General features: G+C 39.5%; 22 protein-coding genes, 1 pseudogene and 1 riboswitch. Of the genes and pseudogenes, 8 read left to right on the top strand and 15 right to left on the bottom strand.

Going from position 1 to position 23,870, the window contains the following annotated elements; translation table 11 throughout:
* Positions 1-95: 95 nt before the first annotated feature.
* On the top strand, positions 96-1,472 hold the full coding sequence (locus AWH49_RS09715) for an MATE family efflux transporter (protein WP_063965532.1): 1,377 nt from the start codon (positions 96-98) through the stop codon (positions 1,470-1,472).
* A gap of 259 nt (positions 1,473-1,731) precedes the next feature.
* On the opposite strand, the gene AWH49_RS09710 is transcribed toward AWH49_RS09715, so the two are convergent.
* Positions 1,732-2,607: an SDR family oxidoreductase gene (locus AWH49_RS09710; RefSeq protein WP_063965553.1), complete on the bottom strand. Its 876-nt coding sequence runs from the start codon at positions 2,605-2,607 to the stop codon at positions 1,732-1,734.
* 265 nt (positions 2,608-2,872) lie between these two features.
* On the opposite strand from AWH49_RS09710, the pseudogene AWH49_RS20345 reads away from it, so the two are divergent.
* Positions 2,873-3,196, top strand: a pseudogene (locus AWH49_RS20345) (MBL fold metallo-hydrolase); the annotation flags it as partial.
* On the opposite strand, the gene AWH49_RS19995 reads toward AWH49_RS20345, so the two are convergent.
* From AWH49_RS19995 to AWH49_RS09700, 3 genes are all read right to left on the bottom strand, one after another.
* Positions 3,146-3,295, bottom strand: coding sequence for a hypothetical protein (locus AWH49_RS19995; protein WP_157723702.1), 150 nt, complete (start codon positions 3,293-3,295; stop codon positions 3,146-3,148). The pseudogene AWH49_RS20345 and the gene AWH49_RS19995 overlap by 51 nt on opposite strands.
* Positions 3,296-3,377: 82 nt before the next feature.
* The gene (locus tag AWH49_RS09705) at positions 3,378-5,915 is read right to left on the bottom strand and encodes a bifunctional diguanylate cyclase/phosphodiesterase (protein ID WP_063965531.1); all 2,538 of its coding nucleotides are present in this window, start codon (positions 5,913-5,915) and stop codon (positions 3,378-3,380) included.
* Positions 5,916-6,064: 149 nt separating this feature from the next.
* Positions 6,065-6,814 carry an alpha/beta fold hydrolase gene (locus AWH49_RS09700; protein ID WP_063965530.1) on the bottom strand — a complete coding sequence of 250 codons (750 nt, stop codon included), beginning with the start codon at positions 6,812-6,814 and terminating at the stop codon, positions 6,065-6,067.
* A 391-nt stretch (positions 6,815-7,205) separates the two neighbouring features.
* Between AWH49_RS09700 and AWH49_RS09695 the strand changes: the two genes are divergently transcribed.
* From AWH49_RS09695 to AWH49_RS09685, 3 genes are all read left to right on the top strand, one after another.
* On the top strand, positions 7,206-7,490 hold the full coding sequence (locus AWH49_RS09695; protein ID WP_063965529.1) for a hypothetical protein: 285 nt from the start codon (positions 7,206-7,208) through the stop codon (positions 7,488-7,490).
* Between the two features lie 102 nt (positions 7,491-7,592).
* Positions 7,593-8,777, top strand: a complete 1,185-nt coding sequence (locus AWH49_RS09690; protein WP_063965528.1) for a DHH family phosphoesterase — start codon at positions 7,593-7,595, stop codon at positions 8,775-8,777.
* A gap of 2 nt (positions 8,778-8,779) precedes the next feature.
* Complete coding sequence (locus AWH49_RS09685; RefSeq protein ID WP_063965527.1) at positions 8,780-9,715, top strand: NAD(P)/FAD-dependent oxidoreductase; 936 nt, start codon at positions 8,780-8,782, stop codon at positions 9,713-9,715.
* 62 nt (positions 9,716-9,777) lie between these two features.
* On the opposite strand, the gene AWH49_RS09680 is transcribed toward AWH49_RS09685, so the two are convergent.
* Both AWH49_RS09680 and AWH49_RS21445 read right to left on the bottom strand, forming a co-directional pair.
* Positions 9,778-10,608 carry a hypothetical protein gene (locus tag AWH49_RS09680; RefSeq protein WP_063965526.1) on the bottom strand — a complete coding sequence of 277 codons (831 nt, stop codon included), beginning with the start codon at positions 10,606-10,608 and terminating at the stop codon, positions 9,778-9,780.
* A 183-nt stretch (positions 10,609-10,791) separates the two neighbouring features.
* Positions 10,792-10,890, bottom strand: a complete 99-nt coding sequence (locus tag AWH49_RS21445) for a DUF2238 domain-containing protein (protein ID WP_483294784.1) — start codon at positions 10,888-10,890, stop codon at positions 10,792-10,794.
* A 166-nt stretch (positions 10,891-11,056) separates the two neighbouring features.
* On the opposite strand from AWH49_RS21445, the gene AWH49_RS09675 reads away from it, so the two are divergent.
* From AWH49_RS09675 to galU, 3 genes are all read left to right on the top strand, one after another.
* Positions 11,057-11,332 carry a YqhV family protein gene (locus AWH49_RS09675; RefSeq protein WP_018393509.1) on the top strand — a complete coding sequence of 92 codons (276 nt, stop codon included), beginning with the start codon at positions 11,057-11,059 and terminating at the stop codon, positions 11,330-11,332.
* A gap of 138 nt (positions 11,333-11,470) precedes the next feature.
* A riboswitch (cyclic di-GMP riboswitch) is annotated at positions 11,471-11,555 on the top strand.
* Between the two features lie 18 nt (positions 11,556-11,573).
* Positions 11,574-13,523 carry a glycosyltransferase family 2 protein gene (locus tag AWH49_RS09670; RefSeq protein ID WP_063965525.1) on the top strand — a complete coding sequence of 650 codons (1,950 nt, stop codon included), beginning with the start codon at positions 11,574-11,576 and terminating at the stop codon, positions 13,521-13,523.
* A gap of 77 nt (positions 13,524-13,600) precedes the next feature.
* Entirely contained in the window at positions 13,601-14,491 is an 891-nt protein-coding gene (gene galU / locus AWH49_RS09665; RefSeq protein WP_063965524.1) for a UTP--glucose-1-phosphate uridylyltransferase GalU, read from the top strand.
* Between the two features lie 554 nt (positions 14,492-15,045).
* Here the strand turns inward: galU and AWH49_RS09660 are convergent.
* The 9 genes from AWH49_RS09660 to AWH49_RS09620 all read right to left on the bottom strand — a co-directional run bounded on the left by AWH49_RS09660 (position 15,046) and on the right by AWH49_RS09620 (position 23,865).
* Positions 15,046-15,672: a LysE family transporter gene (locus tag AWH49_RS09660; RefSeq protein ID WP_018393512.1), complete on the bottom strand. Its 627-nt coding sequence runs from the start codon at positions 15,670-15,672 to the stop codon at positions 15,046-15,048.
* Positions 15,673-15,842: 170 nt separating this feature from the next.
* The gene (locus AWH49_RS09655; RefSeq protein ID WP_063965523.1) at positions 15,843-17,033 is read right to left on the bottom strand and encodes a M14 family metallopeptidase; all 1,191 of its coding nucleotides are present in this window, start codon (positions 17,031-17,033) and stop codon (positions 15,843-15,845) included.
* A gap of 124 nt (positions 17,034-17,157) precedes the next feature.
* Positions 17,158-17,421: a DUF1292 domain-containing protein gene (locus AWH49_RS09650; protein WP_063965522.1), complete on the bottom strand. Its 264-nt coding sequence runs from the start codon at positions 17,419-17,421 to the stop codon at positions 17,158-17,160.
* Between the two features lie 100 nt (positions 17,422-17,521).
* On the bottom strand, positions 17,522-18,934 hold the full coding sequence (locus tag AWH49_RS09645; protein WP_063965521.1) for a LysM peptidoglycan-binding domain-containing protein: 1,413 nt from the start codon (positions 18,932-18,934) through the stop codon (positions 17,522-17,524).
* A 137-nt stretch (positions 18,935-19,071) separates the two neighbouring features.
* A complete protein-coding gene (locus AWH49_RS09640; RefSeq protein ID WP_063965520.1) occupies positions 19,072-20,064 on the bottom strand; it encodes a M23 family metallopeptidase in 993 nt (330 codons plus the stop codon).
* Between the two features lie 160 nt (positions 20,065-20,224).
* Positions 20,225-20,494 (bottom strand): hypothetical protein, encoded by a 270-nt coding sequence (locus AWH49_RS09635; protein ID WP_034287032.1) that lies wholly within the window; start codon positions 20,492-20,494, stop codon positions 20,225-20,227.
* Positions 20,495-20,730: 236 nt separating this feature from the next.
* Entirely contained in the window at positions 20,731-21,612 is an 882-nt protein-coding gene (locus AWH49_RS09630) for a TIGR03943 family putative permease subunit (RefSeq protein WP_063965519.1), read from the bottom strand.
* An 18-nt stretch (positions 21,613-21,630) separates the two neighbouring features.
* Entirely contained in the window at positions 21,631-22,635 is a 1,005-nt protein-coding gene (locus AWH49_RS09625) for a permease (protein ID WP_063965518.1), read from the bottom strand.
* 276 nt (positions 22,636-22,911) lie between these two features.
* The gene (locus AWH49_RS09620; RefSeq protein ID WP_063965517.1) at positions 22,912-23,865 is read right to left on the bottom strand and encodes a TRM11 family SAM-dependent methyltransferase; all 954 of its coding nucleotides are present in this window, start codon (positions 23,863-23,865) and stop codon (positions 22,912-22,914) included.
* Positions 23,866-23,870: the final 5 nt, after the last annotated feature.

Genomic DNA, 23,870 nt, shown 5'->3' with positions numbered 1-23,870 from the left:
AACAGTCTGGTTATATAAAATCAGACTGCCCTCCTTCGCTTTGAAAAACTAAAAAAACAAAAACAGTTTTTTTATTCTCAAAAGGAGAGAAAAAAATGAGTTCCCATCAAAGCACGCTCGAAATGTTAGACAACCAGCCAGTTAGCCGTATGTTTATTCGTTATTTAATCCCTTCTATGGTCGGTATGCTCTTAATGGCTGTCAATGTCGTCGTCGATGGTATTATGGTTGGCAACCGGTTAGGAGCTGAAGCGCTTGCTGGTGTTGGGATTGCTGGACCTGTTTACACGATTTTCATTGCCATCTCACTCTGGATTGGTGTCGGCGCAGCTACGCGATATTCGATTGCGATGGGTGCGAAAAAAACAGAACAGGCGCGAGCGATTTTCACCCAGTCACTCGTCTTTATTTTTGGTGTGACCCTTTTCATCGGCATCGCTGCCTATTTTTTCCGTGAACCGCTCGCCTACGCACTCGGTGCCAACACACAAACGTATCCTTATGTTTCTGACTATATGACGGTGCTTCTTTTGTTTGGATTCGTCTTTACAATTGAAAGCGTGTTTAGCGTGTTTATCCGGAATGACGGTGCACCGAACGTATCAATGGCCGCTCTCGTTATTGCAGCCGTTGCGAACATTGCGCTTAACTATTTGTTTTTATATGTGCTTGATTACGGTGTTGCTGGTGCGGCAACAGCGACTGTCCTTGCAGGTGCTACAGCTATTCTTGTGTTATCCACACATTTTTTCAGTCCAAAAAGCAATTTAAAACTTGTCCGGTTTTCATTTAAAAAGCGGCTGTTTTTCATGATGGTCGCCATCGGGTTTCCAAGCTTTCTCGCTGAAATCGGCGTGTCTGTTTTCACGATTTCACATAATATCATTTTGGAAAAAATGGCTGGAACAAGTGGTGTCGCTGCCTTTTCGATTTTAAATTATGTTCATAGCGTCATGCTGATGATGTTTCTCGGCATGGGGTCTGCAATTCAACCGCTCATTAGCTATTATCATGGGGCAAGAAACGAAGAACGAAAGAAAGAAACGGTTCGAATTGCTGTCTGGATTACGATGGGTACCGGTTTCCTTTTCTTCCTCATCGGACAGTTCGCAGCACGAACGATCGTCTCGATTTTCGGGGATTTTCCGGCCGCTGTTACGGAACTTGCGACGAGCGGCATTCAATTATTTTTCATTGCGTACTTGTTTATGGGCATCAATTTCGTCATGATGACATACTATCAATCGGTCGGTCACGTACGGATGGCGATCTGGATTACGGCCGCGCGTGAAATTATCATTATGCTGACATTGCTGCATGTATTGCCCCCACTGTTCGGTTTAACTGGCGTCTGGCTGGCAATTCCCATTTCTGAATGTATTGTTTTAATGACTATTTTTCATTACCAGCGAAAGCTGCGGTTTAAACAGATGAAAAAACGGACTCTTCAACAGGAGAAGTTAGAATTTTAATTTAAACCAATCCCGTCATCATAACGCTGGTGGGATTGCTGTTATACGAACAAAGCATGAAACAAATTTGATAAAATACGGGTAACTAGAAAAAATATAGCTATATGAATGAGGAGATAGTAGTAATGAACATAACCATTAAGCAAGAACTACCGGAAGATTACAAATTTAAATAAAAAGGAAAGATAAAAGCGGACGATGTCGGCTTTTATCTTTCCTTTTCTTTTATCTTATATAATGTAATGCGGGCACCTTCCTTTTATGAAGTAATAAAGTCGCCGCCATTAATATGCATCGTTTGACCGGTGACGTATGTGGAATCGTTTGATGCCAAGTACACATACGCCGGTGCATTTTCAGACGGCTGGCCACGGCGTCCCATCGGCGTATCCGCCCCGTGCTCTGCCACCTTTTTTTCATCGAATGTCGCTGGAATAAGCGGCGTCCAGATTGGGCCCGGTGCTACAGCGTTGACACGAATGCCTTGAGCGGCGAGGTTCGCTGCAAGGGAACGCGTAAAAGATGTAATCGCCCCTTTTGTCGCTGAATAATCAATTAATTCAGGTGAACCGCGATACGCTGTCACAGAGGACGTGTTCACGATCGCATCTCCCTTTTTCATATGTTTTAGTGCAGCCTGCGTCAAATAAAACATCGAGAAAATATTTGTTTCAAATGTTTCACGCAGCTGCTCTGGTGTAATGGCTAAAAAATCTTTTGTCGGGAACTGTTTGCCCGCATTATTCACGAGAATATTTAATCCGCCAAACTCGGAAACTACTTGCTGGACCAGCTTTTTGCAGTTCTCGACATCACTTATATCCGTCGCCGCTTTCAATGCTTTGACGCCGTATGACTCAATTAACTTCACTGTTTTCTCTGCATCACCGTCTTCATTTAAGTACGCAATCGCAACATTTGCGCCTTCTTTCGCATAGGCAACCGCGACCGCACGACCGATCCCGCTGTCTCCGCCTGTAATGAGCGCGACTTTACCGGCTAATTTACCGGATCCTTCATACTCCTGATCATCATAAATCGGCGCCGGTGTCATTTCTGATTCAATACCAGGCTGCTGACTTTGCGTCTGCGGCGGTGTCTGTTCATCCATTCGTTCAAATTTATCTTTCGCCATCATGTATCCCTCTCCATTCTTTTATAATCCTGTCCACAAAGAGTATTCCCCCGACAAAAAGAGATAAACATCATTTTTACGGTGACGTGTTCCATCTTGAGCTGAATAAGCACACGGAGGAAAAGGCAAGATAAGACACATACATGATCATGATGAAGGATAAATAAATAACAAACTAAGGAAGCTTAGCAGACGTTTGCCTTTCCGTAACAACCGGATCAAAAAACTCGTAAGGAAGAGAAAGGTATGGACATGCGCTCTTTGATGGGTACACACACCAGGACATACACCCGGACATATCTCTTTGTTCCGGCAAGTGGACCGTTTGTTACTAGCAGGTGATGCGTTTGTGACAGTTAAGTAAGATTCGCTCTATAACGTGATCACACAGAAACAGGAAATAAATGGGCCGCCACGATATTTCACGACAGATTGGCCAGAAGCATGGGAATCCGTTAAAAAATTAGAAACATTACAACCATCTATCGCTACCACCGGGCATGGATCGCCAATGTCCGGTGAATGGCTGACAAACAGTTTACGGAAGCTCGTCAGCGAATTTGATCGGATCGCTATTCCTGATTCCTGATTCCTGATTCAGATCCGTCATTAATGCAAATAAAGCATCATCTTTTCGTTTCGCTTCAATCATACTCATAGCAGCGTAACCAAGACGGACTAACGTCATTTTCTACACTCCTTCACTGTTGTATGATCTTCTTATGTTATCCAACAGATAAGAAGCCATTCAGGAAGGAGCTAGACAGCACTTATTTTAAATCGTTCTCACGAAGATATTGTTCCAAATCCGTTTTGCAAAGCGGTTTACTAAATAAATAGCCTTGCATGTGATCACATTCATTCTTCAACAAAAATTCTTTTTGATATTCTTCCTCAACACCTTCTGCTATGACCTTTAACTTGAGACTGCGGGTCAAATTGATGATGGCTTCAGCTATTTCAGATTGGCTATAATCTTCCGTAATGTCTTGAATAAATGATCGATCGATCTTTAGACAATCAATCGGTAATGTTTTTAAATAACTTAACGATGAATAGCCTGTTCCAAAATCGTCAATCGCAATGGAAATGCCGTATTCCTGCATCTCTTTTAATGCTTTGATCGTTTCTTCTAAATTGTAAAGTAACGTACTTTCTGTAATTTCTATTTCAAAATGTTCCGGTGCTAATTGACAGTCGGAAAGGATCTCTTTTACTCTCTTGACTATACTAGCAGGATCAAGAAATTGTTTGGCTGAAAAGTTAACGGCCAATTGAAGTGGCTGCAATCGATTTTTATTCCACTCACTTACTTGGGAGCAAGCTTGCTTCATCGCTAATTCCCACAATGAATGGATCAACCCCGTTTCCTCTGCCACCGATATAAATACTTCCGGTGATACAAATCCGAGTTCTCTGTCTGTCCACCTTAGCAATGCTTCTACTCCTGTTATGACATTTTCACTGGCATTTATTTTCGGCTGGTAATAAACTTCAACGTCTCCTTGTTCAATCGCTTTTCTCAAACTTGCTTCAATCACTAACTTCTCTTTAGTCACTTTGTTTATTTCTTCATTATAAACGATCACTTGATTGCCGCCTTGTTTCTTCGCAGCATACATTGCGACATCTGCACAGATCATAAGTGCCTCTGGGTCTTCCGTATGTTCAGGATACAGACTCATCCCACAGCTCGCACCTACATTTACTTCATTTCCTTCTATAAAATAAGGCTGTTTAATAGCCGCTACAATGTTTCCTGCCATCCTCTTCACTTCTTCTAAGTCAACGTTGCAAAATAAAATAACAAATTCATCGCCGCCCTGTCTTGTCAAAACACTGTTTTCTTCGGAAAGAAAATCGGTTATCCGCTTAGAAATAAGCTGTATTAATTGATCCCCTCTCACATGTCCTAATGAATCATTCACGTCTTTAAAACGGTCTATATCAAGAAATAATACGCCGACCGTGCCATCTGTATTTTTCGCATTGTCAATCATCTCGTTCAGCTTTTCTTGAAAATATCTTCTGTTAGGCAGCTCAGTCAGCGGATCATGATAAGCTTGAAATTCAATCACTTCCTGGCTCTTTTTTAAATCCGCGACATAAGTCTGTAAAGAATTTGACAGTGCATTTACATTTTGAGCGAGATGACCGAGTTCGTCTTTACGGTTTAAGACTAAATTTTTACCAAAATTCCCCTCAGCAATCTCGTTTACCCGTTCAACGATATATCTAATCGGCTTTGTAATAGAACGAGAAAACATAAAACTCGTTCCGAATGCAATTAAAATAAATAGAACAGAGAGTAACAGATGCTTTAGCAGTTCATCTTTCAGCTGTTCCTCTATTAAGCTGTAATCGTACGTTAAGCCGATGACGTATGGTTCCTCCGTATTTACTCCAATCGGAACGAGTGATTTCTGGATATTTTTATTATTTATTTCCTTAATATACGTTTGCGTTTCTCCTGTTTGTATCGCTTTTTGAACTAACTTTGTATCTACTTGCTGATTATTGTATTGATACGTTCCATACCAAATGGGTTGATCAGCGATACGAATAAAGCTTTCTCCGTTTTTATTAATAATTCTTTCTTCTTGACCAAAGTATTTCGGATTAAAGACAGTCAGTTCCAGTACACCATCAAGTTCGCTTTTGAAACGATCCATGACTTCTCCTGGCCCAAATTGTTTCTCATACTCTAATACTTGGCTATCACGTAAATAAGGGTCGATAATATAATTGGTAGATCCATCATAATAATACCCCCTCTTATCTATATGATTAGGATTACTTGCCGCAACTTCAATGGGGCCAGACCAATAATGAGGCAGCACTAAGCCCTCTGGAGCGGTGACGGGTGATAAAGCAAAGAGCTGCTGAAAGGCTTTATACCAGTACCCCCATTCCTTCGTTGACATATTTAATTCATGTGGATCAGAAGATTTCACACCGACAATGTCGTCCTCGGTTTGAGCCAATAATGTGATATGAGATACCATTAGCTCATCCGCAAGCGTTCTCAACTGTTCATTTGTTACATCTTCATGATTCGGTGGCAACGATTTTTTTATGGCGAGAGCGGCCGTTCTTAACTCTCTTCCAATAATATTTTCTACATATAATGACCCCTCTTTTGCGTTTTCTACTTGATAAGAAACTTCCTGAGTAATCAACGCTATTTCTCTTTCATTGTATTCAAGTAGCGCGTTTTTAGATCGTATATAGTGGATTGTACTATTCGCAATTAAAATACATAAGACCAATATTGTAAAAATCAATGGTAGTTTTTTCTTTATTGACATTCTCACATTCCCCCCTGCTGCTATTAAAAAATGGATGATTTTACGCACATTTTAATGAACTATTTTATTCCTTTTTCCGTATTTGTCATTATAACGTACATATATGAGCGGCATGTAGTTCTTTTTCAATATAATAATTTACATGTCATCTAAACTTTTATTTCTTTTTTTTTAAGAAATGGTTTAAATACAGACATAAACTGTTCTGGCTGATGGATATGTGCGGCATGACCCGCCTTTTCCAGCTCTTTATATTCAATTTGAGGAACATAGTGCTTTAATTCTAAAAGCGTTTCTTTATACAATTTATCATATTCTCCCATCACCCATAAAATGGGTAAATTCATTCCTTTCAATACTTTTCTTGTATCGAACTCAAGTTGTATCTGAATAGCTTTTTCAAGAACATTAGGATGGAGCATCAGAGCATGTTTAACAAAAATAGCTTCTGAGTCTTCCGGTATTTGTTTTTTATTTGGATTTAATGATTTCGCATATCGCTTCAACCATGTCATATAGTCAAATTCTTGTTTTTCTTTATATAGTTGAGCACGTTTCATATGCAATTTTGAGGGGACATTGCAAAAGTATCCTCCGACAAATGTTAAACTTGTAACCATATCCGGATATTTTTTAGCAAAAGCCATTGCAGGTATACACCCAAAACTTAATGTACATATATGAGCGGCTGCTAATCCATTGTTTTTATAGTGAGTATAGAGCTGTTCGAGCAAGAGCTCTAAAGAAAAGGGATGATCTTGTCCTAACGTATTCGGATCATAAAAGTTGTAGGCAATCAAATTGTATTGATCTTTTAGCTTGTCCATTTCGGTTTTAAACGCATTCTTATTTCCAACAACCCCATGTAAAAAAATAATCGTTTCTTTCACTTTGATCATCCCTCTTTTTTCATTTTATCGTTGTACATCATCATATCAGATTAACTCTGGACTATAACAGCTATTCTATCTTGTCAAGATATAAAATGCCCTGTCTTCATGCAGCATTAAATAGAGAAACATACATCGTTTTTCTTAAAGTGGTGCTCTTATCTCTTCCCTTTTTTCGAAAATGAGAGATATTATGCAAAAAAAGATGAATGGATGAGAAAATGGCTCATGTTGTGCGCTTTCATTGTCAATGTTACCGTTTACACCATCAATGTTTCCGCTTACATTCGCTTTGATTAAATACTGCTTATATATGATAATCAAATTATATCAACTTAAATCGAAAACGAAACTTTGATTAGAATAAACTATTAAAAAAAGAATAGGATGAATGAATTAGATGAATGCAGTAGCAGTAAAAATGACACGTCAGTTGTTAAATTCAGTAGAAAAAATCACACAGAAATTATTACATGGAGAATTTTTCTATAATGAAGTTCATTTTATTGAGGAAGAGTTTTTACCGGGAGAAGGAGCTAGCTACATTGGATTTATCTACGATGTAAAAGGACATTTTGGTGAAAGCTATAAAGTCAGTGTGTTTTCTCATGATGGCTTTACTTTCGAAATAAGAAAACATAACGACCAAGGGTTTGATGATTTAGAAGGCAGATTTACATTATAACAGTTGGCATCTTCATTCTTGAAGATGCCTTTTTTTGTTTACATATTTGTTTTATCAATAATTTTCACTTTTTGAAAGCATACTACATTCTGAGGTGAAGACATGTATAAACTGTTGTCTCATAATGATTTAGATGGAGTCGGATGCGGTATTTTAGCAAAGCTCGCTTTTGGGGATCAGGTGAAAGTCCGCTACAATTCCATTTCAAGTCTCAATCGTGAAGTCGAATGGTTTTTGGAAAATAATGATAAAAATATATCCTTAATTATTACAGATTTGTCTGTAAATGAAGAAAATGAAGAAAGACTGGATGCTTTTTATCAAGCCGGAGGAAACATACAACTGCTTGATCACCATAAAACGGCTCTGCATTTTAACCGTTATAAATGGGGGCATGTAGCGGTGGAGGACGCCGAAGGACATTTAACTTCAGCGACTTCTTTATTTTATGAATATCTTGTTACTCATCAACTAATGAAGCCATCAAACGTCACAGCAGAATTTGTAGAACTCGTTAGACAGTATGATACGTGGGAGTGGGAGAAAAATAACAACCAGGAAGCAAGACGGCTCAACGCTCTCTTCTTTTTACTTTCGATTGAAGAATTTGAGGAAAAAATGCTCCATCGACTTACATCAAACGATCATTTCCGCTTTGATGAGTTTGAAAAGAAACTGCTAGATATGGAAGAAAATAAAATCGAACGCTATATCCGCCGGAAAAAGCGGGAACTCGTTCAAATTCAAATGGGCGGCCATTTTACAGGTATCGTTTATGCGGAATCCTATCACTCAGAGCTTGGAAATGAACTTGGCAAAGAATATCCGCATCTTGATTACATCGCTATTTTAAATATGGGTGGAAAACGAGTAGGATTTCGAACGATCCACGATCATATTGATGTGTCTGAAGTGGCTGGTCATTTTGGTGGAGGCGGGCATGCAAAAGCAGCAGGCTGCTCTTTAACTGATGAAGCTTATAATCAGTTTGTGAAAGATACGTTTCATCTTGAACCATTGCAGGAAGATGCAAAACGAAATCGTTATAACATGAAACGGTCCTCGTTCGGTTCGCTGTATAAAAACCGGATGGAAGAGGTCTTTCTTCTTTATCCAGTAAACGATCTTGACTGGGCAATTGTACAGAATAAAACAAAAATGGATCAGACCTTTACAAGTTTTGATGAAGGGGAACATTTCTTAAAACGAAATTATGCAGTCTCGCTTGTAAATGACGATACGTTTGTCAATTACTTAATGGACGATATAAAAAAGGGAATTGAATAAATTTGAAGAAAAAAAGAGAAATTAACATTCTGGATGTTGTGATTGCAGGAGGCGGCCCGGCCGGATTAAGTGCCGCCCTTGTTTTAGGTAGATCTTTGAAAAATGTGACAGTCATTGATGATGGAAGACCAAGAAACTTTGTAACGGCTGCTTCACACGGTTTTCTGACTAGAGATGGGATAAAACCATCAGAACTTAGAAAAATTGCGCATGAACAGCTAACAAAGTATCAAAATGTTAAAATTACAGAAGATTTCATCGAAAAAGTCGAGAAAAAAAACAATGTTTTCATCACAACAACAAAAAGCGGAAAAACAATGGTAAGCAAAAAGATCGTTTTCGGCACCGGTATGAAAGATCATTTACCGGCCATTGATGGGCTCCAAGAGGTGTACGGAAAAACGGTTTTTCACTGTCCTTACTGTGACGGCTGGGAACGAAGAAATGAGCCTTTAGCTGTATTTGGAAACGGAAAAGGTCTATTGCCTTTTATAAAACTCATTTACAACTGGAGTGAAGATTTAATCGCTTTTACAAATGGAACAGCTGATATAACGAAAGAAGAAAAACAAGAACTCATTCAACATAACATTCCGCTGATTGAATCCCCCATCATCGAATTCCAATCAACAAAAGGAAATCTAGATAGAATTATCTTGCAAAATGGGGATGCAGTCCGTCGTAAAGGCGGATTTTGGGTAACGACCAATGAGCAGCAGGCTTCCATGATTCCTGCGCTTCTTGGTGTTCCTTTAAATGAGAATGGTGAGTATGAAACAGGTGATCATGGCCAAACAAATATTAAAGGGCTCTCTATTGTCGGAGATGCTAAAAATTCATTCACAAGCTTGATCGGGGCGGCGGAACAGGGATATGAAATAGGCGTTAAAATAAACGGTGAATTGGCCGAAGAAAAGTGGGCTGACAAATTACTATGAAGGTACTCTATAAGAATTTCAAATAAATAAAGAGCTACGGGTCGCAGCTCTTTATTTTTCAGTTAACGCCGTTTAACTTTATGCATTACGATGTAAAGTATAAAACAAATACATAAAGTGACACAAGAAAACAAAATAGCTAAACTGGCAAAAGCCATTGTATACGCATGATAGCTTGTAAGGGTAAAAATCATTTTACTGCTGTCAAAATGGAAAAAAGCCCCGAGTAAATTGAAAGTTAGCAATACAATGAATACGGAAGAAATTCCCGTTGCGGCCCCTTTTATATCTTCTTTGCTTAAAGCGATATGTGTCGATATGCTTATGGCAAAGAAAATAAATAGCCAGAATAACGGATTCACGATATTTCCTATGGTGAACAAGCTTTGAAACAATACACCCGAAGATAGTAACACACTCTTCACCATATCGAGGCTTATTTGTTCTGGCTGAACTTGATTTTCTAAATAAGCTGTATAGAGGCGATAGGATTCAGGAACGAAACAGTACATAAGAATTATTAATGACACTACGCCTGAAATAAAAGGACCGATCCCGATAAAAAAGTTGCCTATTTTCTGATACAGACTTCTCGGGTTGTAGCTATGCTCCACAAAACCTAAATAATGTATATCCCCTCTAGTTGGAACCCATTGTACCTTTTTAATCCGATGTCTAAATAGCAGGCACATGATGACATGTCCGAATTCATGGATAGGTGTGCCGATCCAGGCCGTTACTAAATAGCCTTTCTTATTAAACGTTCGGTATAAATACGTAACCGATTGTTTTTGTAAAAAATCCAGCATAAATCCAATTACGAAAATAAATCCTATTAAAGCAACTAATTGTAAAACTGTATTAAAAATAATGGTAAAAACAGAAGAAGCCATTTAGTTCTTTTCATCTCCCCGCATTGATCAAAACATATCGAAGCACTATTCATTTTACTCGTTTTCAACGAATAAAAATACTTTCTTGAAACTTCTACATTCAAGAAAGTGTAGATCTTGCTCTCTCTTTCTCCGCCATCCTGCCCGTGCCACCACAAGAAATCTGTCGACAGTATCTGCCATTCAATCCGTCATTGTGTCTGTATTTCCTCCGCTTTGAGAAGTCAGTCCGACTAATTGATCCATGCTGAATTCAAAAATCTCCCACCAAGTGCTGCAAATGAGCGATTATAATGAACGTACGTCTCATCTTTTCAACCTACTAAAATGGAATAGTTCACTATGATCACTGAACGTTTTCATTTGCTGCTTTATTCATTTTCATGGATCTAGTTCACCCGCTAAATGCATATAGATGATGAATAAATAGATGTCTAAGGGTGATAAGATGGTCCTTTTTATTGAAAAAGCACTTCTCTTCATGATTGTATTGAGACTTATTTCTGGTAGTATCGAGATAACTGCTGCGATGTTGATGCTTAAATTGAATGATTTAGAAAAAGCTTTTTATATCAACAGTTTACTTGCCTTAGTCGGTCCTTTTATTTTGATCGTCACGACCGGAATAGGCATAGCGGGCCTCGCAGAAAAAATCCCTTTAACAAAAAGCATTTGCCTCATAAGCGGGATTTTACTCATTCTTTTCAGTTTAAAATCTAAATGAGCGGCGGATCAGTCAATATTGCTGTTCTGTCCTTTTTATTATACAATTGCTTCTTTAGATTTCATCTGAATAAGAACGAGCGCCCTTTCATACATTTAACTTGAAAGAGGGATAGTATCATTATTTTAAGATTAAAAATTCAGATAAAGGCAAACTAATCGAAAGGTTAGGACGCAAAGTTACAGGTCTAAGGCCAAGTGGCTATGACGGCTGGGCCGCCTCATAAACTGGGGGAATCGGAATGGAAGTTGCAATGCAAGTAACGAATATGAATGCGAAAGTCATTTTGACCATCCTCATCGTATTGTTGTTATTCCTCTTGTATTTGTTAGCCTGTAAATGGAAAAAATTTAAACTGTTTTTCATTCTCACGGCTGTCCTCTGTAACTCCGCGTACATTTTATGGCGAGGTTTAGAAACCATTCCAATGTTCAGTACCTTAACCATCATCCTTGGCGTTGTTTTATTTTTATCTGAATTTGTTGATTTTTTTCAGTCCAACGTTTTTCGTTTAACATTTTTAAAGGAGTATAAAATTCAGTTTAAAAGCATGGACTTATTTCGCACTTCCCCTACTGTTGATGTATTTATCGCTACGTATAATGAGCCAGCCGATGTACTCAAAAAAACCGTTGCGGGCTGTAAGTCGTTAAAGTACCCCGCTTCGAAATTATCCATCTATATTTGTGATGATGGGAACAGAGAAGAAATTAAATTGCTTGCCGAAGAGTTTGATGTAGGCTACATCACCCGTGAATCCAATGAACATGCAAAAGCCGGTAATTTAAATAATGCTTTTAACAAAACAAACGGGGAATTTGTCATGCTGCTGGATGCGGATATGATTCCGAAAAGTTATTTTTTACGAAGAACGATGGGGTATTTCACCAAGAAAAATGTCGGATTTGTCCAAACTCCGCAAGTATTTTATAACTCCGATCCTTTTCAAAATAACTTGCGATACTTTAAAGAAATACCGAATGAGCAAGATTTCTTTATGCGGTTTGTTGAAGCTGGCCGGGCTGCTTTTAACGTCGTGCTGCATGTTGGAACAAATGCGGTGTTCCGAAGAAGTACAGTCGAAGATATTGGCGGATTTCCAACCGGAAGTATAACAGAAGATTTGGCGACAGGCATTATCATTCAAGCAAAAGGCTATGAAACGGTCTTCGTCAATGAACCGTTAGTGTTCGGAATGAGTGTCGATACGTTTGGTGATTTAGTGAAGCAGCGAAAACGGTGGGCACGAGGCAATATTCAAGTGATGAAAAAATGGGGTCCTACAAAACTAAAAGGACTAAACGTACCGCAGCGCCTTATTTATTTCAGTGGCATCCTCTATTGGTTTTGTGGTCTTCAAAAGCTTATGTTTATCATCGCACCGATTATATTTCTGCTAACGGGCATTCCGTTCGTTTCAACAAATGTTTATGATTTACTTTTATTTGCAGGTCCCTCTCTTATCGCATCATTCTTGATTTTTAAGCTGCTCTCTCAAAACCATCGAACGATGTACTGGGCGAATATATATGAAGTATCGTTAGCACCTTATCTCGCTAAAGCCGCTTTCGCTGAATTTTTCTTGAAAAGACAGCTCGATTTTAATGTTACGTCAAAAGAGAAAAAGACCGATTCCAAATACTTTCACTTTACGCTCGCTCTACCTCACATCATCCTATTTATTCTGTCCATCTCAGCGATCATCTTCGGTTTATATAAGATGTATTACGATATGTATTCTTATTCCTCTATCATTGTAAATTTAATTTGGTGCTGCTACAACATTAGTAGTATCTTTGTCAGTATTCTTGTCTGCATGGAACGACCAAAACCGGATGGTGAAGAAAACATTACATTCACCAATTCTCACGTTTGGTTATCCAACTTGTCTGAAAAAAGTCATTCGACCTTTAATATCTACCAAATGTCGATCAATCAAATTATTTTGTACAAAAATGATTATCTTGTGAATGATTCATATAAACTAGGCGATCTGGTCGAGCTTTCCAATCCAGAGCTGTCAGGAGTTGGCGGCGTTATTCAAGACATATATGAAAAAGATAACAAATTGTTTTTCAAAATCGTTTTCAATGAACTGGAGAAAAATGAATTTATAAAAGTCATTCAATATGTTTTTGAAAACTCAAGAGGCTACACGATGGTTGATAAAGAACTTATCAGCAAGTATTAGTTTAATTAGTGTGCCTTGTTGCCCACTATCTTATATAGACAGCGGGCAACAGGGCATATAGATTGAAAGGAGCATTCATGAAAATAAAAAAAGCGATTATTCCCGCGGCCGGGTTAGGTACAAGATTCCTGCCCGTAACGAAAGCACAGCCGAAAGAAATGTTGCCGATCGTTGATAAACCGGCTATTCAATATATTGTTGAAGAAGCAGTCCAATCTGGAATCGAAAATATTATTATCGTGACTGGACGGAATAAACGCTCCATTGAAGACCATTTCGATAAGTCAATTGAACTAGAGCAGGCGCTTATTGAAAAAGAAAAATTTGACCTTTTGAAAGAGTTAAAAGAAGTTTCCAACATAGCAAATATTCACTATATTAGGCAAAAGGAACCTTTAGGATTGGGTCATGCCATTTTATGCGCTCAACAATTTATTGGGAAGGAACCTTTTGCAGTTCTTTTAGGCGATGATATTATGGTGTCTGATAAACCTGCCTTACAGCAGTTAATAGACGTTTACGACGAATATCATGCCAATGTGATAGGGGTCCAAACGGTTGAACCATCTGAAGTGAGTAAATACGGAATTATTGCTCCCGGGGAACAAATTGGAGATGTATGTGAGGTTCATAATTTAATCGAAAAGCCTTCCTTATTAGAGGCTCCGTCACGCATTGCGATTATGGGAAGATATATTTTACAGCCTTCGATCTTTCCCCTTTTACAAAAAGGACGAAAAGGAGCCGGGAATGAAATTCAATTAACAGATGCCTTACGGGAATTGTGTAGTGACGAAATCATCTATGCCCTGCAAGTAGCAGGAAGCCGCTATGATATTGGAGATAAGCTCGGTTACTTAAAAGCAAACACGGAAATGGGGCTGCAAAGAAGTGATATGAGAGAACAGCTGTTAACGTATTTAGAACATGTAGTCAAAAGAGAAAGCGCAAAAAAAGTATTACCGTAATATGGGATAAACAAACGTCCCTATCGAAACCATTGATTCAAGAGACTGATCGTTTGTTAGGAAAAGGACCATTCAGCTAAAATAGCTGTTTGGTCCTTTTGATTATGCAAGTATTCTTTTCGTTTTCAATTACATAAATCCACATCCTTGTGAGAGCCTGTCTTCATGAGGTAGCGTGAAAATGGAGAAAAAAACGTGCGGCGGCTGTAATGCTGCATGTGGAACGTATATCGAAAAAGAGGGTCTTCCTCATTCTGTTAATGGTTTTCCCAAAATGGAGGGATCGGGTTTTGGAGTTCTCTCTTTTGTTCGCTTTTTACGCCTATGGAGGAATTGAAATGATGGGCGTAATGGCTATCCATCTCCGTAATAAAGAGGACACTCCCAAGTCGGGAAAAGTGATGCTCGGATTACGTCGTGCTTATTCTTTCCGTTGTTACCTCTTTATAATTGCCTGAAAAAGTGTACGAATATATTACAACCGTTATAGAGCTAATGCTGCTTTTTAATTGGTTTTTCATTTTATTGACGAATGAAAGCCCTGCTTAAGCGGATCAAAATAGCGCCTGATAAGCCTGTATGCCAAAGTAGACCCCGAATCCAATCATCGATAAGGAAGACAGAATGGAAATGATTTTTAATAGCCTCATGGATAAAAACCTTCGTGCGACACTGGATACTGTTGCCATCATTACATCCCAGGAGAGATTCCCAATAATAATAGCGATACTATAAATAAAGATTTGACTTCCTGTAAATAATTCGGTTGTTTCTGCCAAAATGGAACCATATATGCCTAACCAAAAAAGGAGCGTTAATGGATTCAACAGCGACATGAAAAACCCAGACAATAACGATCTTCTTAGAGGGATCGTCTTTCCCTTTCTTACATTCACTTCAATTTTGTTGGCCGTTAGCAAACTTTCTACTCCGGTGTACGTAAGAACGAAACATCCAAACGACCAGAGAAGTGTTTTCATAAAAGGAGATTCAATAAATTGGACAACCCCAACATAAACCATGATCATATACAGGACCTCGGCTGCTAAAGCACCAAGACCAAAAATCCAAGCATGAAAAAATCCATTTTTAATTCCCGTATCTAATTGCGCAGCATTAACGGGACCTATTGGTGCGGCTAAAGATACGCCTAAAAAAATATAGGTGAATATTGAATTCATGAAACAGTCCTCCGTTAAAATGATGTCTTTGCATCTTATTCAGAGGGAATAGCTTGTACGACTATTGAAAGGAAAAATTCTATAATTGACGTCACATATACCTGATAAAAAAAGCGATCTTCTTATGGAAGAATCGCATCCGTTTTATAAAACTGAATCGGGTCAACGCCTTACATATACAATCCTGCCAAAAAAATACCGAGCGCTTCTTGATAAATTTCATCAAATTGTGTGATTGGGAGTGGGTTCGTTCCACTGCCAAGCTCAATCGTAAAGCCAGGCCTCCGCCAATCCTGGATAAACCAATCTTTATATCCGGCATAGCTTTCTATCGTTTGGACAGGCTCATAGCCACTGGCCCGGCCAAATTCTTTGGCGAGGATTTCCGACTCCGGCGGCTCCAAGTTCTCAAACCCCCAGTAAATAACTTTTCCTTGCGTATGAAAAGCGAGCACTCTGGAAAAATCCCGTCTTCGTGTCAGTTCTGCCATCCGGATCGCTTCTGGTTCGGATAATGGCCGTTCCCCTCCATAATCCCTCGGTCCCGGCTCTTTCGGATTATCCGCTCTTTCTTCTTCCCACTTCGCTGGAAACTGATCATTTAAATCTACACCGCGAATATTAGCTTTCCATCCCGAAAAGTCCTCGCTGCCTTTATTTAATTCGACCACTTTGCTTTTCCATGGCTCATCCGCAGGCGGTCCATTTAACACAAGGTTTACACCATCCGGATTCACCATCGGCACAATAGATAAAAAATTTTCTTTATATAAACGATAGGTTGACAGCCCCCGGATCGGCTGTAGATTGATCAGTGATAAAACATAATCATTTAAAAACGTCATGATGACCGGTGTTGTGATCCATTCATTGGCATGAAATGAACCATTATAATGAACCCGTTTCATCCCATTTCCAATCGTCACTTCAGGTATTTCCTTCCCAAGCACAGAACGGCCGATCGAAGGCACACGTAAAAACGGATATACGGTTCGTAATTGCCTCAGATCCGTCATCATTTGACTATAATCGTACGGTTGTTTTCCCTGTACAATCCGCCACGTAACCCGAAGCGGTACATGAATCGTTTGCCCGATCTGCAATTGAGTAGGAATGAGTCCAGGATTTGCCAGCATAATAGCATCAATCGGGATCTTATAGTGCTCTGAAATACGCCACAGGGAATCTCCACTCTTTATTCGATAATTTTGCGGAACAAAACCTGGAATCCGAATCCTTTGTCCGACTGATAGTCGATCCGATTGAAGTTCCCTGTTCGAATCTTTAATAAGCTGAAGACGAATAGTAAATAACTGGCTGTAAGACCATAATGAATCGCCCGCTCTCACAACAATATCCATACGTTTCCTCCTTATCGCCGCTCTTCCTAAAGTGTATGTACGCTTTTTCTCTTTTATCAATAAAAACAAGGCTGTCCTAGTCAGTTATTCACTGACTAGGACAGCCTCATTTCCATTCGTCTCTTTATTCTTCTCCTGCTTCTTCAAACGCAGCAGATACTTGATCAAATTCCTCATCACTCTCAATAATGGATAATTGCTCATCCTCTTCCACTCTTAAAAAGAAGACATCGATATCTTCTTCCGATTCTTTTTGAATTTCTTCCACAAATCCGACAGCCGCGTATTCTATCCCCTCTAAATTCATCGTTCCAAGCACTTCGATTTCCTGCTCTTGATCGTTCTCATCAATTAACGTAAAAATATCGCCTATTTCAACTTTTTCCATATTGCTTTCCCCTCCTATATCCTTTTTAAATTAGATTCTTTAAACATTATACCCGCTGCCTTATTTTTTAAAAGAAAAACAAACTTTTTATGGGGGGTCGTTACCTTTTTCGGACAATAAAGGTGTCACCAAGAAGAGCCCAATTTTGAGGAAAAGGATACCCAAGTACCCAATAACTGAGACCTCTAAGCTTGTACGTTTTCACTAAATCAAATTTAGCTTTGGCACTGCGAGCGTCTTCAAACCAGACTTCATGGGAGCGTCCCTGATCATCTGTATAAGTGTAATGTGGAGACTGAGTAACCTCGTCATATTTTATTTCAGCCTTATATTTGACAGCACGTCTAATCGCTTCCTGCATGTCAAATGTCTCGGCTTCCTGCCCTTCTTTATGCGGAATGAGCCAGTCGCGTGCATAAATTTGAAACCCTAATAAAATTTTATCTCTTGGGATAGCGGTCACAGCGTAGTCAAGGACACGTTTTATTTGATCAATCGGGGAAATCGCTTGCGGCGGTCCCTTCCGATACCCCCATTCATAGGTCATGAGCACAGTAAAATCAAGTATCCGCCCGTGTGCAGGATAATCGTGTGCTTCAACTAATAATCCCTTTTGATTGGCACTCGTTTTTGGTGCAAGAGAGGAGGAGACAAAGTAGCCTTCAGGATGCAAACGGTCCACTGCCCGCTCGAGAAAACGATTATAGAATTCACGGTCTGCAGGTGCCACATTCTCGAAATCAATATTCAGTCCTTTATACCCTTTATCCTTCATTACTTTTATACTATTGGTCAATACTTTTTCCACTAAATCGGGGCTCGAAAGAATCGTGTGTGCAAGGTCGGTTCCTGCTTCTGTACTCGAAAAATTGGTAATGGCCATGATAGGAACGACACCCGTTGACTGAGCTGCCTCTATCGTCGGACCATCATCAATGCCTTCTAAGCTGCCATCTTCCTTCATTCGATATCCAAATGGAGTTATATAAGTCAGATCATAAGCCACTTCACGTACTTGCTGCGCACCGGTTTGCCCGAATGTGTACGTGAAAGCATTCACATCAATGATAGGCTTTGGTACAGTCGGAATCTTCAACCTTTGTCCTATATAAAGGCGAGAAGAAGTTGTTAGTTGATTCGCCTGTACAATCGCTTCAGGCGTTGTTCCATAGCTAGCCGCGATCTTATAATAACTGTCTCCTGCTCTTACGGTATGATAGATCACCGGTATCACAATGGTTTGACCGGGGTAAAGGCTAGTTGGATTTGTCATCTTATTCGTTTGCATGATTTCCTGCACCGTTGTTCCATAATAAGCCGCAATGTTTGCAAGCGTATCCCCTATCTGCACGGTATAGCGAAGATACGGTTCTGGAATGAGTAGCGCCTGGCCAATGACTAGCGTTTCAGGATTTTCCAGACTATTCACACTGACAATCTCGGTGGTGCTGATTCCATATTGGCGGGATATGCCCCATAACGAATCCCCTCTCTTCACTACATGAATTTTCACATTTAGACCCCCGCTTTCCTTCCTGTTTTCCATTCAGTTTATTAATAAAAAAACCTTTATATGATTAAATCTGTTGAAGTCTGCACATACAAAAAACACGACAAGAGCGATCTCTCGTCGTGTATATACTTGGAAGCTTACTTGCGAGCCTCCCGTTCCTGCTTTTCCCAAAGCTTTAGAGATGGATACGGATCAAATGCCCATTCATTCCGGCCGTTATCTTTATACATGCCATAGTGAAGATGTGGAGGAAATTGACCAGACGTCCCTTTTTTTCCGTATCCAGAGCTGCCAACGTATCCAATCACATCCCCCGGTTTAACGATATCTCCTTTTTTAATCTCTTTACTGAAATAAGCTAAATGAGCGAAATAATGGTACGTATTGTGAATATCGCGAATACCAATTCGCCAGCCTCCGTATTTATTCCACCCTTTTATTTCGATGATTCCGTATGATGTCGCCCGCACAGGGACGCCGTAATCCGCAAATAAATCGGTCCCTTCATGTATCCGGCGGCCTCCCCATCCTCTACTTGCTCCCCATGTGCCCCGGTAACTAAAGTTATGTTCAACAGGAATAGGAAAAGCATGCTCATCCAAATGTATTTTTTGGAAATGTTGATAAATTTTCGCAATGGTCATAATTTGATTGACCGTTTGTTTACGCCCATAATAATCCATTAACGCTTTTTTAACATTTTTTTCTGTATGTCCATATTCACTTAAGTGGGCAGCCATCGTATACATCACATCGTCATCGTTGTCCGGATCCGCAATGCCATCTTGATTACCATCCCGTCCTTTTCCGTTAAAGAAAGTGATGGATCGGGGGACCGTATCTTCTTTATTTGGATTAAGCATCCCTGCCCATACCTCATCTGAAAATTGAATAGCGATAACGCCTTCTTTTTCAGGAATGTCCGTGCGCACTTGTTGAATATTACGTTCAAACTGATCCACTGCGGCCAAGTAATACCACGGTAACATAATGCTCTCATACTTTATATAATATCCCATCCGTGCATTCAGTTGCTCCTCTCTCGTTGGCTGCTCTTCAGCTAAAACAACAGAGGTAAAAAGAAAGATGAATGCGATCAAAGAAGGCAACAATAAAAACGATCGATGCACACGTAAAACCTCCTTTTTTTTAATATCTCCCCCTAGACTTCCCTAATTCGGTTTGTTTCATAAATCCTTTTATTGGCGACAAAAAACCCCTTCAAATAGATTATTTTTAGGGGTTATCTAATATTTTACACACATTGAACACAATGTGTTTTGTTATTATTCACCATTTTTCTCCTTCAAGCGGATGAGCCCATTCTCCTAAATAATCGCGTGCAACGGGATTATTTAGGACGTCGTTCTCTTCACCTTCCACTACTTCACAAAGACTTTTTGGGATACTGCGCCGATTTCGGCGCTCAAATGCTGGCCAGATAACAATATATCTCTCCCTCCCGTCATCCATCACATGAAACGTTTCGTTTAAGTTTTGTTCATACCACTTATTATAAACCGGATTTGTGCGGACAATTTTCACTAGTTTTAATGTCATTCTTTTTCAGCCACCTTTTCAAAAATTTCTCTCTATCGTTATGCCCGTAAAAAAATCGTTCTATACAAATATCTGTTTACTCGTTGATTATTTGATTATTTTGGTTTTTTATTTGAATTATGCATATACTGTTATTTGTTTTATCATCAACATAACAAAAAGCCTTTTCCTTTGAAGAAAGAAAGGCTGTGATTTTGGCTGTATTCGTATTCTTTAGCTAAGAGAGGAACAGTTTTTTATTTTATTTTGATATACACCGGATACACATATGGCTCATCTGGTTCCGATATTATTTTCCATGAAGTGACTTTCAATATCGGCATCTTAAAACCGTCATACTGTGTAACTTTAATTATTCCTTCTATTTCCAGCCATGTATCCTGTTCTACTGTATAAGCTTCGTCAAACTCCGTTAAAAATCCAATACTGCTTGCATCTGCAATACAATGCGTAATTAAAAATCGCGTCAGGGCAAGCTGATTGGATTGAAAACCTTCCTCTTTATAAACAAAGCCCTTCATCTTCACAGTTCGGCCGATATATTTTTCAGGTTCTGCGTTGATCTGCCCGTAATACGGTTCAAACACCTCATCTTCCATATTGATGACATGGTCGTTGTCTAAACGCTTCATGTTCTCCTCATATTCTCCTTGCTTTATTTCTTTTCGATCGACAACTACTCCTTCATGAACATAAAGAGATGGATCAAGTTCTGTTTCTCCTTGCATTTGAAATTCGGCTCTTTTCGACGTCAAAACGGTCCCTTTTTTAGCTGCAACCTTCGCACCTAGTGTTTGCGGTGGTAATAAAAAACCGGTTATTAATGGGAAGATCAAAATGGAATACGTAATAACTTTTTTAACTGGCGATCTGGAATGACCGTGATCATGACTGCATCCATGATGACAATGGTGTTCATGCTTATTCTTTCTGCTCCATATTCGAAAAAGCTGAATGAAAAAAAGCAAGAAAAATACGGAAGCGGCGGTTTGACTGAACAGATCATATTTGGGATTTACATATTTTTCAATATCCCCATTTAAATGAAGATTCATTATAAAACAGGCGAAAGCAGCTAATATAACAGCCCTGAAGGCTTGCTGAAAATGAAATGTCATAAGCGTTTTTTCCTCCTGTTACAACCAGGTTAAGAAGCTGACACATGTAAAAACAGTGATCGTAATCAATACAATTAAACTGATGACAAATTTCATGTTAAAGACACTTATCAGCATGAACGTATTTTTCAAGTCAATCATTGGACCATAAATTAAAAAAGCAAGAATGGAAGACGTTGGGAACATATGACGGAAGGAGGCACCGATAAACGCATCTGCTTCCGAACAAAGGGATAAGACGTAAGCAAGTCCCATCATGACGAGTGTCGATGAAACCCATCCTTCTCCTGCCTGCAAAAGGGATTGAGCAGATACGTACGTTTGAACAAATGCAGCAAAAAACGAGCCTAAAATTAAGTATTTTCCCATGTCAAAAAATTCATCAATGGAATGTTTGAGCATGTCCCAAATCCGCACGAAAAAAGAAGCTTTTTGTTTCGATTCACGTATCGTCTCTTGATACGGCTGCACTTTCAGCTGATTCTTTTTAAAAAACAGGCTCACGACTAAAGCGATGATCATCGCCGCTGCAAAACCGACTACCATTCGCAATCCAGCCATCTTTATATCATTTCCGAACGCCATGTACGTGGAAAAAATCACAATTGGATTAACAAGCGGTCCTGTTAATAAAAACCCGACACCAGCATAAATGGGAACGCCCTTCGCGACGAGCCGGCGGACAACGAGCACAATTCCGCATTCACAGGCTGGAAAACAGGCTCCGATTACGCAGCTCATCGTCACCGCTGCGAATCGATTTTTCGGAATCCACTTCTTTATCCGATCTTCGCTCACAAAAATTTGAATAAACCCGGCAATTAACACGCCAATCAAAACAAACGGCACCGCTTCAATTAAAATACTCCAAAAAATCGTATTTAGCTGCAAAAAAGAGGACGGAATATGAAATGTAATGCCTTCCACCTTCATCAACTCTTTAAAAACAACGAAATAAGTAATTGCTGCAATCACAATGAATCCTGTAACATCCAGTAAATGAGTCCGAACTGAACGATTCATCTGCCCCTCCACTCTTCGTTCATTTTTTACTCAATCCTTTCAGGTGTGTATTTTGGATATATGCACATTCATGGTTATGTTGTTTAAAACGTAATTATTACGATTAAATCCTCACAAGTATCGTTAAAAAAAGAATGTCTCTCCTCATTGATTTCTCAGCTATGGAAGCTTACCTTTCGCGACGAATGGCTCGTTTTAGTGAGCATTTTTTAAATAAAAAAATAGAGCTGCCCTCAGTCAATTATTTATTGACTTTTGGGACAACCCTTTATGGCGTTATTCACAAACAATGATTTGTCTTGAAAATAAGCTTTTTTTAGCCACACAGCGGTCTGTAATGTCAAATCCAGCTTCTTCGATCATCTCATCGATGGTTTCGATCGTGATTACGACCACTTTTTGAGCAAAACGGCGCGCATGCTGGAGAATGGAGAACTGTTCTTCTCGTGTTACATGCGTATAAAGATTGTACGGTAAATCAATAATAGCTACATCATAGTTGCTCGAAACATCGGCGATCGGGCCCAACGTTACGTCACCTTCGAGCCCGAAATGAGCAATGTTCTCCCTTGATCCGCTCGTGACAAGAGGATTGATATCACGGCCGACAATGTCAATGCCCATAGAGAGTGCTTCCACTAATACTGTCCCGATTCCACAGCATGGATCAATTGCCCGGACGCCATGAGGGTTCGGAACGGCAATATTCACGACGGCTCTAGCTACCCTTGTGCTAAGTGCCGTGGAATATTCACGTGGTTTTTTCAAGTGATGAAACCAAACAGATTCGCTTTTCTGATACTTTCCGAAATACCACCGGCCGCCCATTGTCACAATGCCAAACGGATGATCCGGATGATGAATATCGGCTTCTCCATGAATATGCATGCCTATTTCCCGCTCAATCACACGCCGCTCCCCATATTCTATTTTTTCCGATTGATCCAGATCATTAATTTTAACGAAGAGGACTTTGAATGTCTCTTCAAATAATTGAATCTGCTTAACTTGCTCTAAAATATCCAGCAGGCCGTCCCCTTCAAACATGACGTCAATCCGCTCCTTTATAAACGGACTCCGGCTCGGATCGATTTTGGTTGTGCTTTTGATAAGCTTCGACTCGGATTCGATTCCAAAAAGCGAGCGCATTTCCATGTGGCATAACGAACGTTCTTCCTCACTGAATGCGTATGTGTAAATAAACGATTGTATCTTTCTATTTTTATTCAAATTTC

The organism is Domibacillus aminovorans (assembly GCF_001643235.1).
Lineage (GTDB): Bacteria > Bacillota > Bacilli > Bacillales > Domibacillaceae > Domibacillus > Domibacillus aminovorans.
The sequence above is the reverse complement of the archived record's forward strand: the minus strand, read 5'-3'. Positions and strand labels throughout refer to the sequence as shown.